This is a genomic window from Dyella ginsengisoli LA-4, assembly GCF_000334915.1.
In the GTDB taxonomy this organism is placed as follows: domain Bacteria; phylum Pseudomonadota; class Gammaproteobacteria; order Xanthomonadales; family Rhodanobacteraceae; genus Dyella_A; species Dyella_A ginsengisoli_A.
Map to the genome: position 1 here is coordinate 1 of NZ_AMSF01000073.1, position 13602 is coordinate 13602.

General features: G+C 66.2%; 15 protein-coding genes. 8 read left to right on the forward strand and 7 right to left on the reverse strand.

Annotated elements, in window-relative coordinates; translation table 11 throughout:
- Nucleotides 1–20: 20 nt before the first annotated feature.
- On the reverse strand, nucleotides 21–920 hold the full coding sequence (locus C693_RS0116370) for an SDR family oxidoreductase (protein ID WP_017463360.1): 900 nt from the start codon (nucleotides 918–920) through the stop codon (nucleotides 21–23).
- Between the two features lie 105 nt (nucleotides 921–1025).
- On the opposite strand from C693_RS0116370, the gene C693_RS0116375 reads away from it, so the two are divergent.
- Both C693_RS0116375 and C693_RS22735 read left to right on the forward strand, forming a co-directional pair.
- Entirely contained in the window at nucleotides 1026–1847 is an 822-nt protein-coding gene (locus tag C693_RS0116375; protein ID WP_017463361.1) for a helix-turn-helix transcriptional regulator, read from the forward strand.
- Between the two features lie 91 nt (nucleotides 1848–1938).
- Complete coding sequence (locus C693_RS22735; protein ID WP_083868339.1) at nucleotides 1939–2607, forward strand: CPBP family intramembrane glutamic endopeptidase; 669 nt, start codon at nucleotides 1939–1941, stop codon at nucleotides 2605–2607.
- A 51-nt stretch (nucleotides 2608–2658) separates the two neighbouring features.
- Here C693_RS22735 and C693_RS0116385 read toward each other — a convergent pair whose 3' ends face one another.
- Complete coding sequence (locus tag C693_RS0116385) at nucleotides 2659–3207, reverse strand: hypothetical protein (RefSeq protein ID WP_017463363.1); 549 nt, start codon at nucleotides 3205–3207, stop codon at nucleotides 2659–2661.
- 545 nt (nucleotides 3208–3752) lie between these two features.
- On the opposite strand from C693_RS0116385, the gene C693_RS0116390 reads away from it, so the two are divergent.
- Nucleotides 3753–4136 carry a hypothetical protein gene (locus C693_RS0116390; RefSeq protein WP_017463364.1) on the forward strand — a complete coding sequence of 128 codons (384 nt, stop codon included), beginning with the start codon at nucleotides 3753–3755 and terminating at the stop codon, nucleotides 4134–4136.
- 64 nt (nucleotides 4137–4200) lie between these two features.
- Here the strand turns inward: C693_RS0116390 and C693_RS0116395 are convergent, their stop codons facing one another.
- Together C693_RS0116395 and C693_RS0116400 are read right to left on the reverse strand one after the other, a co-directional pair.
- A complete protein-coding gene (locus tag C693_RS0116395; RefSeq protein WP_017463365.1) occupies nucleotides 4201–5100 on the reverse strand; it encodes a hypothetical protein in 900 nt (299 codons plus the stop codon).
- 59 nt (nucleotides 5101–5159) lie between these two features.
- A complete protein-coding gene (locus C693_RS0116400) occupies nucleotides 5160–5732 on the reverse strand; it encodes a LemA family protein (RefSeq protein WP_017463366.1) in 573 nt (190 codons plus the stop codon).
- A 375-nt stretch (nucleotides 5733–6107) separates the two neighbouring features.
- Here C693_RS0116400 and C693_RS0116405 point away from each other — a divergent pair, with 375 nt between their 5' ends.
- Together C693_RS0116405 and C693_RS23835 are read left to right on the forward strand one after the other, a co-directional pair.
- Nucleotides 6108–6662 carry a hypothetical protein gene (locus C693_RS0116405; protein WP_017463367.1) on the forward strand — a complete coding sequence of 185 codons (555 nt, stop codon included), beginning with the start codon at nucleotides 6108–6110 and terminating at the stop codon, nucleotides 6660–6662.
- A gap of 394 nt (nucleotides 6663–7056) precedes the next feature.
- A complete protein-coding gene (locus C693_RS23835) occupies nucleotides 7057–7437 on the forward strand; it encodes a hypothetical protein (protein ID WP_157798649.1) in 381 nt (126 codons plus the stop codon).
- A 369-nt stretch (nucleotides 7438–7806) separates the two neighbouring features.
- Here the strand turns inward: C693_RS23835 and C693_RS0116415 are convergent, their stop codons facing one another.
- The gene (locus C693_RS0116415) at nucleotides 7807–8178 is read right to left on the reverse strand and encodes a hypothetical protein (protein WP_017463369.1); all 372 of its coding nucleotides are present in this window, start codon (nucleotides 8176–8178) and stop codon (nucleotides 7807–7809) included.
- Nucleotides 8179–8385: 207 nt separating this feature from the next.
- Between C693_RS0116415 and C693_RS0116420 the strand changes: the two genes are divergently transcribed.
- Both C693_RS0116420 and C693_RS22000 read left to right on the forward strand, forming a co-directional pair.
- Nucleotides 8386–9498 carry a sensor histidine kinase gene (locus C693_RS0116420; protein WP_043599096.1) on the forward strand — a complete coding sequence of 371 codons (1113 nt, stop codon included), beginning with the start codon at nucleotides 8386–8388 and terminating at the stop codon, nucleotides 9496–9498.
- Complete coding sequence (locus C693_RS22000) at nucleotides 9495–10277, forward strand: LytR/AlgR family response regulator transcription factor (protein WP_017463371.1); 783 nt, start codon at nucleotides 9495–9497, stop codon at nucleotides 10275–10277. The genes C693_RS0116420 and C693_RS22000 overlap by 4 nt, the downstream gene beginning before the upstream one ends.
- A gap of 124 nt (nucleotides 10278–10401) precedes the next feature.
- Here C693_RS22000 and C693_RS0116430 read toward each other — a convergent pair whose 3' ends face one another.
- Nucleotides 10402–11478 carry a tetratricopeptide repeat protein gene (locus tag C693_RS0116430; protein ID WP_017463372.1) on the reverse strand — a complete coding sequence of 359 codons (1077 nt, stop codon included), beginning with the start codon at nucleotides 11476–11478 and terminating at the stop codon, nucleotides 10402–10404.
- Nucleotides 11479–11642: 164 nt separating this feature from the next.
- On the opposite strand from C693_RS0116430, the gene C693_RS0116435 reads away from it, so the two are divergent.
- On the forward strand, nucleotides 11643–12641 hold the full coding sequence (locus C693_RS0116435) for a restriction endonuclease (RefSeq protein WP_026107484.1): 999 nt from the start codon (nucleotides 11643–11645) through the stop codon (nucleotides 12639–12641).
- A gap of 136 nt (nucleotides 12642–12777) precedes the next feature.
- Here C693_RS0116435 and C693_RS0116440 read toward each other — a convergent pair whose 3' ends face one another.
- Nucleotides 12778–13257 carry a hypothetical protein gene (locus C693_RS0116440; RefSeq protein ID WP_017463373.1) on the reverse strand — a complete coding sequence of 160 codons (480 nt, stop codon included), beginning with the start codon at nucleotides 13255–13257 and terminating at the stop codon, nucleotides 12778–12780.
- Between the last annotated feature and the right edge of the window lie 345 nt (nucleotides 13258–13602).

A 13602-nucleotide genomic window follows, 5' to 3' on the forward strand; every position in this document is an offset into this window, starting at 1 on the left:
CCCCCCCCCGCCCCCCCGACTCAGGCCGCGTCGGCCTGAAGCTCCAGCCGCGCGAGGTCGTCGAGCAGCCCTGGACCGGTCGTTTCCCAGCCGAGCGTCCGCCGGGTCCACTCGCTCGATGCCGGCAGATCCATGGCGGCAAAGGCGGCAAGCCAGCCGAAATAGCCGGGAGCGTCGGCGGTCGCAATGGAGGTCACCGGCAGATCCAGCCGCTCGCCGAGCACCCGGGCGATGTCGCATGCGGCGATCCCCTGCTCGGCGACGGCGTGGTAGCGCGCCCCCGGCGTGCGGTGTTCCAGCGCCAGGCGATAAAGCCGGGCCACGTCCTGCACGTGCGCCGCAGGCCAGCGATTGCGGCCGTCGCCGACATAGGCGCACACGCCCCTGGCGCGCGCCATCTGGATCCATGGCGACACCAGCCCCTGCCGCGTCGTGTCGTGTACCTGCGGCAGGCGCACGACCGACACCGCCACACCCGCATCCAGCAGCTCCTGGCCGGCCCGCTCGGACGCCAGGCGCGGGTTGGGATGATCCAGGTTGAGCACGTCCTCGCGCGCCGGCAGCCCCGCACCCGGGCTGCCCATGCCGGTGCCCGAGGTGATCAGCAGCGGGCGGTCGGAACCGGCCAACGCCGAACCGAGCGCGTGGATCGCGCGGTAGTCCTTCTCGCAGTTGGCAGCGAAATGGGCGAAGTCGTGATCGAACGCGGTGTGGATGACCGCATCGGCCTGCGCCGCACCGGCGCGCAGGCTGTCGGGTTGTTCCAGCGACCCGCGATACGCGGCCGCACCGAGGGCGGCAAGCGACCGCGCCTTATCTTCCGACCGGCACAGGCCGGTCACCTCGTGGCCGTGCGCCAGCAACTCCCTGACGATGCGGGTGCCGATGAATCCGGTGGCGCCGGTGACGAAAACATGCATGGATCGCTCTCCTTGGAAGGGACGGCGATCACTATCCCGGCCGGGTAATATCCGGGTAAAGACGTGTCTTTATCGTGGTATAGCCTCTAACAGGATGGTGCACGCGTGCCGCAGGAACATCGCCTGGGAACCTACCTACGGGACCGCCGCGAGCGCGTCGACCCGGCTGCCCTCGGCCTTGGCGGCACGCGCCGGCGCACGCCCGGGCTGCGCCGCGAGGAGGTCGCCCAGCGCGCCCACATCAGCACCACCTGGTACACCTGGCTCGAGCAGGGACGCGGCGGCGCGCCCTCCGGCGACGTGCTCGAACGGATCGCGCACGCCCTGATGCTGACCGACGCGGAACGGGAGCACCTGTTCCTGCTCGGGCTGGGCCGGCCGCCGGAAGCGCGCTACCGCGAACCCGCCGGCATCACGCCGCGGTTGCAGCGCGTGCTCGATGCGCTGGAACCCTGCCCCGCCATCATGCGCACGGCTGCCTGGGACGTGGTGGCGTGGAACCGCGCCGCGACGGTGATGCTGATCGACTACGGCGCGCTGCCGCCCGAGCGGAGGAACATCCTGCGCTACCTCTTCCTCGACGCCCGTGCCAGGGACGTGCAGTACGACTGGCTCAGCGTGGCGCGCTACGTGGTGGGCGCGTTCCGCCTCGATGCCGCCCGCGCCGGCGCCGGCAAGGCGGTCGAGGCGCTGGTGGACGAGTTGTGCCGCGCCAGCCCCGAGTTCAACACGCTGTGGCGCGAGCACGACGTGGGAAGCCACAGCGAAGGCATCAAGCACATCCGCCACCCGGAACTGGGACCGCTGAGCTTCGAGTACTCCGCCTTCGCAGTGGACGGCCGTCCGGACCTGAGCCTGGTGCTCTACAACCCGGTGAACACCGCCGACCTCGAGCGCATCGCGGCACGACTGCGGCTGGGCGAATGAATCGACAAGGCTGGCTCGACCACCATCGTACGGCCAAGGCCGGCACGCGCTGCGCAAGCCCATTTCCGCCAGCTTCTGGCATTAATCGCCGATGCGAGTAACGACTCCGCCGCCGTTCCTCCGACGCCGGCAGGCCGCCGTGCTGGCCCTGGGCACGGCGGCCGTACTCCTTGCCCCGCACCTCGGCGTACCGATGCTGCTCTACCCCGTGTTCGGACTCGGACTGTGCTGGGCCATGCTGCGCTGGCAGCGGCTGGACTTTTCCGCACTCGGGTTCCGCTGGCGCACGCGCAAAGCGCGACCGCTGTTGCTCGGTGGCCTGCTCGGCGTGGCATATGCGGGACTCAACTACAGCGTCATCGGTCCGCTGCTGGCGCACCTGCTCGGTGAGTACCCGGACCTGAGCGACTTCGACTTCGTGCGTCGCAGCCTCGGCGGCTACCTGCTGGCGCTGGTGCTGGCGTGGGTCATCGGCGGCTTCTACGAGGAACTGGTGTTCCGCGGCTTCGTGCAGACCATGCTGCTGCGACAGCTGCCGGCGCATCGCACGCGCACGGTGATGGCGGCGGCACTCACCGCGCTGCTGTTCGCGCTCTATCACCTGCAGCTCGGCGCGTTCGGCGTGGCCAACGCGCTGGTCTTCGCGCTGATCGCCGCTGTGCTGCGGCAGCGCTGGCCGGGCAATCTCTGGTACCTGATCGGCTTCCATGCCTGCGCCGACATGAGCGCCTTCACGCCGATCCGGCTCGGCTATCTCTAGCCGCGGGTCACGCGCCGCCCAGGGCCCGGTGCACGCCGGCAGGCCCGGCGCTCAGGCCACGGCGTCGACAAACACCCCACGCAAGCCCGATACGCCGCTCTCGCCGACGTGACTCGCCAGCGATCGCAGGAACGTCGGCAAGTGCGGGACGGCCGGATTGGCGGAACCGTCGCCTTCCGGGGTCGCGCCCAGCGACGTCCACAGACCCTGCAAGGCCGCGGTCAACCCGGAGGTTGTCGAAACACCGGATGCGCTCGCGTCCAGCGCCTGCACCAGGCGCGAGGAGGTCGAGGCGATGCTCCGGTACTGCTGCACCTGCTGCGCGCCACGCCGGCTGGCCGCCGATGCGTCGCCCTGCGCCCATGCGGTGCGCGTGGCGGCGGCCGGCGCCTGGCCCGACGATGCGGCCAGCCCCAGTTGCGCCATGGCCGCCCCGATCGCGGCCGTCCACTGGCCCGCATCCGCGGCCGGGAGATGCGAAATGGCCGTCGCGGGGACAGGGGCCGAGGTGCCGGACGCATCCTTGGACTGCGCGCGTCGAAGCGCGGCAAGTCCGCCCAGGGAGGGCAGCCGAGTACCGTGGATGCTCGAAATGCTCATGGCAGACAACCCGCTGCAGCGGAGTCGAGAGGCGTCGCGGCCGGGTGAATACGATCGCGGCGCAGAAATATAGGCCAGTAGCGCCTGGGCGGGGAAGTGCGCCCGGCCCCGACCTGCCCGGACCGCCAGAATCTGCCGGGCCGGACCACCCGCTCACCCGGGACGGTCTTCCTGCCGCATCGCCGGAAGGCTGGGTCTCCAGTTCGCAGGGAAAGATCCGCAGCTACCGGGCACGGAATCGAAGACCACGGCAGCAGCCGCGCGGCGGTGCCGCCGCCCATCCAGCCATCGACGGGGAGAGTCGCCAAAAGCACCCCACCCCCGTCATCCACGCGAAACGCAGCTCTGCGCGGAGCAGACCCGCGCATCTCGCAACAGCGCGCACTATCGGCGCAACGATCCATGACCGTCCGTGCAGGTACGAACAAACCACTTCCCGGATCGCAGAGACGCGCCCCATGTCGGTGTTCCCTTTTTCCCCGCTTGGTAGCACGCTGCCGACGCGGTGCCGCACAGCTCCGCCACAGCCATCGACAAGGAAGCGCATGAAAGCATCATGGATCGTGATCGCGGCAAATGCCGCCCTCCTCCTCGGCGGCTGCGCCACCGAAGCGAAATACCGGCGACAGCTGGACGGCTGGATCGGTGCCCCGGCAGAAACGCTGGTGCAGCGCTGGGGCTACCCCAACGGCCAGGTCACGGCGCCGGACGGCAACCTCGAATACATCTACACCCGCCGTGGCGGCTTCACGTCGGCGCCCACCTCCACCACCAACGCTGCGGTCAGGGGGATGGACTACCTTCCGTCGACGGCTACCACGCGCAACGGCACCTACGTGTTGACCAGTTGCACCACCTACTTCGAGCTCTCGCGCGACCGGCACATCGTCAGCGTGCGGTTCGAGGGCAAGGGCTGCACGGCGCGTTGAGGGACGACACGGGGCGAAGATGGCAGCAGCGCCCGTGCGGGAACGAGGACGCCAGCCCCCGTGCCTATCGACCCGCCAGCGCGCCGATGCACCACATCGACGCGACGAGGAAGGCGATCAGCCAGAACAGCGTTGGCCGCGAGGGGTTGGAGGGCTCGCTGAAGTTCATGTCCGGCATCGGCGTGATGACGAAGGGCTTTCCGTCCGTGGGGCGGGACACCACGCTGCGGCCGTTGACGCCGCTGTCCAGTTCACGGGCGAGCTCGGATTCGGCTTGACCCAGGGCCGCCTGCCGCGCTGCTTCCCATTCGTCCGGATCGATCACGCCGTCGTGGTTGCGGTCGAAGCGCTCGCGCAGGGACGCCTGGTTGCCCTTCCAGCGGGTCAACATGCGCAGCGCCCGGTCCTTGATCGCCGTGGGCGACGGGATGCTGGAGCGGGTCGTGAGCTGACCGGCGACGTAGAGAGTGGTGCCGGCGACCATCCGCTGCTCGGTGTACCGGTAGTTGTCCTTGGTCGTGAGGATCGAAGGCGGCCAGATCGGGAGTTCGGTGTCACCGTGCCAGCAATCGCGGGGACCGATGAGGTTCCGCTCGCCGGTGACATCAACCAGGACCTGGCCGGTGCCGTCATCGAGCAGCACCGGCGACGTGCTGGAGGCCTGCCGGACGATCCGCCACTCCGGCGGTGAGTCGTCCAGATGCCAGCCCTTGCGCTTCTCGACAGTGAAGCTCCACCAGGTGCACGGCTTGCCGGTCAACGGGGCCAGCAGCGGCTTGCCGTCCACGTGCTGCTGCACCCCGTACAGCCGGACGTACCCCTGTGCCGCAGAACGGCACTTCGACATCGGCACGCCCGCTTCCACGCCGCGGGTCCTCTTCAGCCACGCCAGCTGCTGCTTGACGCTGGCCCAGAGGCCGGACAGCAGTAACAACAGCAAAGCGACCAGCGCACGAGAGTACATCGGTCACCTTCCCCGGACGGCAGCGGGCGATGTGGCGCGGGACATCCCGGCGGCGCCGATCAGCCGAACAGCGCCTTGATGTCCACGTCGCGGGTCTCCTCGCTCGAAAAATGCAGGAGCTCGGCGCCGCCGATGTTGAAGGCACTGGCCAGAAGACGGTCGGGGAACTGCTCGCGTCGCACGTTCAGGGCGTTGACCGAGTCGTTGTAGAACTCGCGTCGGTCCGCGATCGCGTTTTCCAGACCGCTGATGCGCGTCTGCAGGAAACGGAAGGACTGGTCCGCCTTGAGCTCCGGGTAGTTTTCCGCCACGGCGTACAACTGGCCCAGGCCGCTTCGCAGGCCCGCCTCCGCCTGGCCGAGCACCTCGGGACTGCCATGGGCCATGGCCTGGGAAACCTTGGCGCGCGCAGCCACCACGCGCTCCAGCGCGGGCTGCTCGTAGCCCATGTACTGCTTGCAGGTTTCCACCAGCTTGGGGAGCTCGTCATGCCGCTGCTTGAGCAGCACGTCGATGTTGGCCCACGCCTTGGCGACGTTGTTCTTGAATTGCACAAGGCTGTTGTAGAGGGCCACCAGATACGCCGCCACGGCGATCGTCGAGGCGATCAGCACCCACACTTTGATTTCCATATCTGTCCCCGTTCCTGATCCGACGAGCATACACAAGGTCGGCGCACGCGCGACCCGTCATCGCCGGATGGAGCGCCAGGGGTGAGCCGGCGTTCGCCAACGATGTGAGCTCGCACGCAGGCAAGCCACTGTTCGCCGCGAGAGGAGCAATGGCGCGTCTGGCACCAAAACACCAGCGCCATGACAGGGGGTCTGAGAAAGGAGGGAGGACGGGCGAACTTCTCGTTACCCAGCAAGTGAACCTGACCCCGTCAGCCGGTTTTCGTGATCCGGCGCAGGCTTCCAGCGCGGCGCGGAGTGCTCGAACCGGGCATCATGTCGGTGCGGCTCGATGGATTCCAGGCCGCCTCAATTGCCTCAACCAGGGAAGGACCCATGAAGACGAATGTTTACCGTTGCACCACTGCGTGGCTGATCGCCATGGCGCTGACCGGTTGCGGAATGATGCCTGCACAGCAGGCAGATCATTCCGCCTCAGCGGCTTCGGCCGGGCCGTCCCTTGTCGAGGGCTGGGCGCAGATCACGGACAAGGATCAGGAGTGGGTTCGCCGCGGCGTATTGCCCAAGGAGATCATTCAATACGATCTCCAGATCGGCCAGATGCTTCCCGAGGCCCAGGAAATCATGGCGAGCCACGATCGGGCGAAGGCGCGTGCGTGGTCGGAGAAGATGCACGGCCTTATCGCGGCACGTAACAAGCCCATTGCCGCCGCCCAGGCCAAATGGGCGGCGATGAGCAGCGTCGAGGCGGACGATACAGATACGCATCATCCGGATCCTTGCCTGTCGCCCATGGGCAAGAACATCTGCAACACGGGCACACCTGCCGGAAGCTCGGTCAATTACTCCGCCGGACCAGGCGGCATCAGCGCATCCATGGGTGGCCTCATCATCGGTCCCGGCGGCATCGGCATCGGCCTCGGTCAGTAGCCTGGCGACCTGTGCTTGCTTCGCCCGATCGATCCACATGGTGAACCTGCCTTGGGATCGGCCGGCGAGCACCGTTGGCGACTCCGTCAGCACCTCTTTCCGACGGCTGCGTGTCCAACTGCAGGACAGCCCGGACACGGTGGCGGGGAACTGCCGCCGTGTCCCGTGCGCTTGGAGTACATGGCGGGGACGCCGATCGCAGCCGAACTCCAAACCGTTACGCCAGTCGAAGCGTGGGACTCCGGCGAGACGACAACCGACCAGATCGATCCACAGGGGCGCACGATCACCTGAGAAAGGAGACGTGGCCAGTCAAGCTGGGCCGGAACCTGCCCCGCATGGCGACAAACGAATTTAATTAGCTACGTCCCCTTTTATCCGCGGATGTCTTGCGATGAGTAGCAAATCTTCAAAATTTGGCTGGGAATGGCGTGCTGATCGCGATCTTGATCAGCGGGCGGCAGTTCGTCTCGTCTCGATAAAGGCGGAGAGCGGTGGTCTTTTAGGAATCGGAAGGTCTCCATCGCTTTCCGGCAGCCTTCCAGATGCGCAAAAGGTTGATGCCGAGGTGCTGGCCATATCAGCGCAGGGCCCCATGAGCCGGGACGAGCAGATAGTTTTCCGGATACCAAAACTGGAACTCCACGGGGCCACCATCGGCAATGTGGTCGAAATTGGCGTAATTGGCTCAAACGTCGTATGCCTCCGGCAGATACCTGGCGACGTTCAGGATGCAAGCTTGGATACCTGGCTTGCCGGGGCACCTTGCCCGTAAGCCGATGACAATGCTTGTCAGCACAGAGTCTGTCTCGTTCCTGAGATCGACCTAGCGCCAGACGACAACCGACCAGATCGATCCACTGGGGCGCACGATCACCTGAGAAAGGAGACGTGGCCGATCAAGCTGGGCCGGGACCCGCTCCGTGTGGCGACAACCGAATTTCATTTGCCACGCCCCCTTTAATCGGTCCGCCCCCATGGCGGGCCGCGGCCTGGCGCGACGAATCCAGCGCCAAGATCGGTGGCCAATTAAGCCGCGCAGGGACCGTCCCTGCGCGGCGGCGACCGAGGTCAACTTGGCGCGAATTCAATTGGGCAAATCCACCTCGATCTTGGAATTGTCCCTGACACCATCTTCGCCTTTTCACTTTCCCCCGCCTCCGGACGTCAGGCGCAGGCCGGTGCTCCGACAGACATCGATGCGCGAAAAGATCCTGGTGCGCCCACCGTGGAAGGTGACGCGCAGGTCGCGCAGACACCCGCCCGCCGGAATATCGAAGGTCATGGAATTCATGCCGCCCTGCAGCGGCCGTCCGAGCGCGATGTCGCGGAAGGCATCCCGACCGGCGGGCGCGATGGCGAGCGCGATGATGCTGTCGAAGGTGGCGTTCACCAGATCGAAGTGCCGCTGGGGTATCCGCGTTGCGGCGCCGCAGGCTGACGATGGAGCGACGAGCAGGCTGGCAAGCGCGGCGGAAAGCAGGGCGGCGGGGAGGATGATGCGGATCGATTTCATGCGGGGCTCCGGCTGAAACAGGGCGCCGCCGTGGGCTTGTATGCGCATGGCAGGCACCGCGATATGGCCGGATGGAGATCCGCGGCGAAAGCAATGCGGGGTGAATCGTCGTGACGCGATGGCGAATCGTAGCGGCGTCACGAAGTGCTTTCCGGTGCCGTGGGCAGCGCCTAGGATGGCCGCTCCACCCCCCGGAACATGCCGCTGATGATGGTTCGCCTGGGCAACACGAGGATCGGCCTGTTCCGCTATCTCGGGCTTTGGGCGGTGGTAGTGGTGGTATTCGCGTTGCAGGGTTTCATGCAGGATGCCTTGGCGGGGCATACCTTTGCGCTGGTCGATTACCTGCGCTGGTCGATCATCCAGTGGTACACATGGGCGGCACTCGCTCCACTGGTGTTCAAGCTTGCGGCGAAGTATCCGATCCAGTCGCCGGTGCGATTGCGCGGCTTGGGCATGCAGTTGCCGGCAAGCTTAGGCATGACTGTGTTCGCCATCCTGATCGGCGCATTCGTGTCGACGGCGTTCGAGCCCAGCTCGTTCGGTGAACAGGTCAGCCTGTTCATTGGCCAGAACTTCGCCACCGACCTGCTGGCCTACTGGTCGCTGTTTGCGATTCAGCAGGCCATGCAGTTCCACGCCGAAAAGACGCGTCGCGAGATCGAGGCGAGCCAGCTGGCTACCGAGCTCGCGCAATCGCGCCTACGCGCGCTGAAGTCGCAGCTGCAGCCGCATTTCCTGTTTAACACCCTGCACGCGATCGCGACCTTGCTGGACGAAGACGCGCTGTCGGCCGAGGACATGCTGCTGCGCCTGAGCGAATTGCTGCGTGCATTCCTTGAGGACTATGACGGCCAGGAGGTCAGCCTGCGGCGGGAGCTGGTGCTGCTGGATCTTTACCTCGGCATACAGCGCATACGTTTCAAGGATCGTCTCACCACCCACATCTACGTTGCCCCCGACACGCTGGACTGCGCGGTGCCCAGCCTGATTCTGCAGCCGATCGTGGAGAACGCCATTTCGCATGGGATCAGCAAGCGGATCGGCGTGGACTGCATCGAGGTCGAAACCCGGCGGGAAGGCAATACGCTGTGCATCGATGTGCGCAACCGCAACAGCAAGCTGGAGGCCGGGCCCGCATCCGCCACGGGGCATGGGATCGGCCTTTCCAATACCGAGCTGCGCTTGCGCGAACTGTATGGCGGGGGTGCGCAGGTCAGTCTGGAGATGATCTGGCCCGAGGGTGTGGTCTGCCGCCTTCGCCTGCCTTTTCGCGAGATCGAAGAGCTTGACGATGCGCCCGAGGTCGCGGCCCGGTGAAGATCGGCACCCTCGTCGTGGACGACGAGCCGCTCGCGCGTCGCGCCATCGTGCGCCTGCTGCGCGATGACCCCGATATCGAACTGCTGGGCGAATGTGGCGATGGCGCGTCGGCCGTCGAGACGATTCGCCACCAGTCACCCGCGCTGGTTTTTCTCGACATCCAGATGCCCGCCATGAGCGGCATCGAGGTCGCCGCAAGCATTGGTGCCGAGCGCATGCCGGCGACGGTATTCGTCACGGCCTTCGAGCAGTACGCCGTGCGGGCGTTCGAGGCGAACGCGGTGGATTATCTGGTGAAGCCCTTCAGCCGCGAGCGTTTTGCCGCCACGCTGCGGCGCGTGAAGACGCGGCTGTCCGCCGGCGAAAGCAGGGACGCGTCCACGCAAATCCTGCAGACGCTGCAGGCCTTGCGGCAGCGCGACGAGCACATCCAGCGCCTCCCCATACGCATCGATGAGCACATCGGCTTCATCGACGTCGACGACATCGTCTGGATCAAGGCCAGCGGCAACACCGTGCAGATCCACCTGGCCGACCGCGTGCATGAAATGCGCGAAACCATGAGCGCACTCGCCGCGCGGCTCGATCCGCGGCATTTCGCGCGTGTCCACCGCTCGGCCATCATCAACGTGCGCCGGATCCAGGCGATCCATCCCTGGTTCAACGGCTACCACGTCGTGACGATGGATACCGGGCAGAAACTGCGCATGAGCCGCTACCAGCACGAAACCTTCCTGCGTCTGGTTTCGACACGCGGTGGGAAATCAGCGGAGTAGCGGGGCGGGCCGCAACGGCGTCAAGGCAGGGTCTACCAGGCGATGGCAGGGTCACTCATGTGAGTAGGCCGAACGAGAAGGGCCGCTCCGCCCCCTGACTCCGCTGCCGATCCGGTCGAGGGACTCATTCGCTCCCGTCCCCCTGCGCCTGCGGATCGAGCGCAAGGGCACGAGCCATGGCTCGCTGCGCGCGGCGTGCCTTGCCCAGTTGCCGATACGCGTGGGCCAGTCCCAGGTAGAAGCGCGGGTCGCCGTCATAGAGACGGATGGCCTGCAAAAGGTGCTGCACCGCTCCGCCGTAGTCGCCCCGCTTCTCGGAGTCCTCGGCCTTCAGGAAGTGGAAGTAGGGGTCCTTCACCTGGACCTTCTCGAGGCGCCGCGCATAGATGGCGTGGCGTGTCTCGTCGCCGGTCTTCCGGTACAGCGACACCAGGTTGAGCAGTGCCGCCTCGTTGTCCGGGTCGAGCGTCAACGCCTTCAGGTAATCGCGTTCGGCCGCCTGCGGATCGCCCTGGAGCAGTCGAACCACGCCGGTATTGACCCAGCCGTTGGCATAGCGCGGAGCCAGCTGCAGCGCCATGGCCACATACGGGACCGCCTCAGCGGACGCGGCGCCGGCCACCAGCTCGGCGGCGCGGTTGTTGTAGTAGAGCGCCAGCAGACGCCGATCGGAAATCGCCTTGGGCGGGTGGTGCCCCGGCAGCTGGGCGGCAGCCAGATCCACCGTGAGGCGGGAGCGTCCGATGGTAATTCCGGCGTTGACGTGGTTGAACCGGTAGGCGATGTCGTTGCCCCCGCCCCAGGTCACCACGTCGTCGAGCTCCTGCCCGTAGGCCTGCAGGCCGGACTCGCGCGCCAGCGCCACGATCAGCAGGGTGAAGGTCAGGCAGTTGGCCCTGCGCAGACGGAAGGCCTGTTCGACGGTCAGGGTGGCGTCGGCGGAGTACACGATGCCCAGACCCGGCGGCCCGCCGGAAAGGAAGGCCGTCAACCGTTCCAGTCGCGACCTTCCGGAACCACCGGCGGCAATGACCTGCTGCTGCAGCAGCGCATGCAACTCCGGCGGTACCGCCAGAACCTGCTCCGGGCGCGGCATCGGCAACATGAGCGGCGTGGCTGACGGAACCGGCGCCGCCGACACGGCGGGCGCGGGCACGGCAACAGACCATGCCAGGATGGCGGCGTACGCCCAGGTCACCATGCCAAAACCCTCCACGCCGGGCGGCGGGAACGTTTACCGGGGCCAGTCTAGTCCTTCCGCAGGGAGCCAGCCCAACCTGACCCCGCCATTTTTGTCGCTCCAGTTCATTCCGGCACCGATTTTGACTATCGTTCCTGGCGCTGCGGACGGCTCGGGAGATGCGGATGGCAAGGCGCAGGGAAAGCGGCCTGGAGATCGTGGCGTCGATGCCATGGCCGGCAGGCATCGTGCTAGGGCTGGTCGGATACCTGGTGATACGCCATGGCGTCGGCGCCTATTTCCTCGCCACCGGCAACCCGCAGCTCGCCGGCTTGGGCGGGATCGCGCAGCGCGGCGTATTCGCACCCATTGGCTGGTTCCTGCTGGCGGTCTGCTGGATCGCCGCGGTCGTGTCGTTCGTCGGCCGCGCCCGCCGTCGCCGGCTGCTCGACAGCCAGACCGGCCTCGACAGCCTGCGCGAGATGGACTGGCGCCAGTTCGAGCAGCTCGCCGGCGAGGCCTTCCGCCGCCAGGGCTACCGTATCGAGGAAACCGGGCTGGGCGGCGCCGACGGCGGCATCGACCTGGTCCTGCGACGCGACGGCCAGACCACGCTGGTCCAGTGCAAGCAGTGGAAGAACCGGCAAGTCGGCGTCAACGTGGTTCGCGAGATGTACGGCCTGCTGGTGCACCACGGTGCCACCGCGGTGAAGATCGTCGCGCTGGGCGATTACACCAGCGACGCGCGACGCTTCGCGCAGGGCAAACCGATCGAGCTGATCCACGGCGGGGACCTCGTTGCCACGGTGCGCAACCTGCAATCCCCCCGGACGCGCCCGCCGCGGCTGCTCGACACGCCGCTCGCGTTGATCGGAAGCATGGTCGCCGGCCTGCTGTTGATCGGCGCCGTCTCGGTCGCCAGCGGCAGCGCCTCGGAAAGAGTGCCACCGAGGTCGCCGGTGCCGCTCGAGGCAGACCGCCCTGCGCCCCCGCCGGACCGGCATCCGGCCCTTGCACCCCCCACCGCCCCGGCACGGCACGTACCTGCCCAGGCCACCCATCCGCAACCGGCGGTCTATGCGAGTACCCCTATGAGCGATGCCGAGCTGCGCGATTGGAAGAAGAGAAACGCCGCGGCGATGAAGATCCTGGACAAAACGACCAAGGAAGTGCCGCTGAGGTAACGGCTGAGCTATCCGGACTTCTGCCTTTTCGCTCGCGTATCCGGCAGGGCTGACTGCACGAACGCGACCAGAGGAGGGGCGCTTCTCGGCTCGCAGTAAGTGAACCTGAGCCCGTTAGCGGCTGAGGCGCCCACGTTCAGGTGTCCGGGAGCGTCCTCACATCGAGCAGATCGGCATCCTTCAACTGGACGACATACGAGCTGTTCGCCTTCTTCAGCGGCACCGCGTCCGGCGAAAGGATTCGATGCAGGTCCAGCTGGAGGTCCACGTACCGACCGCTGCAGCTAACGAAACTCGATCGCAGCAAGGCCGGCCCCGCGAGCAAGCCATTGATCCTGCCCAGCTCGGATGCAGGCAAGGATCGACCATTCACTTCGACGTGAACAAGCGTGACGCGGAAATAGCCCGTCTGCGTATCGCTCGACTGCTCCCACTCGTAGCGCCCTTTCGCCAACTTGCAGGAAAAGGCCACCGAAGCCCCGATCTTGGTGGGTGACTGGTAGTGCGAACTCAGATTGCTCGCAATCAAGCTCCCCAAGCTCTGGTCAGCCGCCAAGGCAGCTGGCACTGCGGTCGACGCCATTACCAAAGACACGAGTACCCGAATCGCTTTCACATGCTCCTCCATCCATGGACAGAACCAACGGGTTGCAATGTTCACATGCTACCAAAGAAGGCCGGACTCAATTCTTTGACCCAATTAAGTGAACCTGACCCCATTATTGATCAAATTTAATTAGCCACGTCCCCTTTTATTCCAGTGGCATCGCCCGGAACCTCCTTACCCGCGATTGGCTAATGTACAATTTCTTTCGGCATGATGGAAAGGGCACCCTCAGACCCACATGCCCTTCTAGACGCAGCATTTGCGAGAAAGTGCACTCTGAAAACTCATGTCGCCGCCTCCCGCGCGTGGCGGTACGTTCGATGTCACCACAACGTCGGACGTCGCCCCGCGACA

Excerpts from the sequence above, each read along its gene's own strand:
- C693_RS0116370 (WP_017463360.1), bottom strand. The coding sequence starts at position 920 with ATGCATGTTTTCGTCACCGGCGCCACCGGATTCATCGGCACCCGCATC.
- C693_RS22735 (WP_083868339.1), top strand. The coding sequence starts at position 1,939 with ATGCGAGTAACGACTCCGCCGCCGTTCCTCCGACGCCGGCAGGCCGCC.
- C693_RS0116385 (WP_017463363.1), bottom strand. The coding sequence starts at position 3,207 with ATGAGCATTTCGAGCATCCACGGTACTCGGCTGCCCTCCCTGGGCGGA.
- C693_RS0116390 (WP_017463364.1), top strand. The coding sequence starts at position 3,753 with ATGAAAGCATCATGGATCGTGATCGCGGCAAATGCCGCCCTCCTCCTC.
- C693_RS0116395 (WP_017463365.1), bottom strand. The coding sequence starts at position 5,100 with ATGTACTCTCGTGCGCTGGTCGCTTTGCTGTTGTTACTGCTGTCCGGC.
- C693_RS0116400 (WP_017463366.1), bottom strand. The coding sequence starts at position 5,732 with ATGGAAATCAAAGTGTGGGTGCTGATCGCCTCGACGATCGCCGTGGCG.
- C693_RS0116405 (WP_017463367.1), top strand. The coding sequence starts at position 6,108 with ATGAAGACGAATGTTTACCGTTGCACCACTGCGTGGCTGATCGCCATG.
- C693_RS23835 (WP_157798649.1), top strand. The coding sequence starts at position 7,057 with ATGAGTAGCAAATCTTCAAAATTTGGCTGGGAATGGCGTGCTGATCGC.
- C693_RS0116415 (WP_017463369.1), bottom strand. The coding sequence starts at position 8,178 with ATGAAATCGATCCGCATCATCCTCCCCGCCGCCCTGCTTTCCGCCGCG.
- C693_RS0116420 (WP_043599096.1), top strand. The coding sequence starts at position 8,386 with ATGATGGTTCGCCTGGGCAACACGAGGATCGGCCTGTTCCGCTATCTC.
- C693_RS0116430 (WP_017463372.1), bottom strand. The coding sequence starts at position 11,478 with ATGGTGACCTGGGCGTACGCCGCCATCCTGGCATGGTCTGTTGCCGTG.
- C693_RS0116435 (WP_026107484.1), top strand. The coding sequence starts at position 11,643 with ATGGCAAGGCGCAGGGAAAGCGGCCTGGAGATCGTGGCGTCGATGCCA.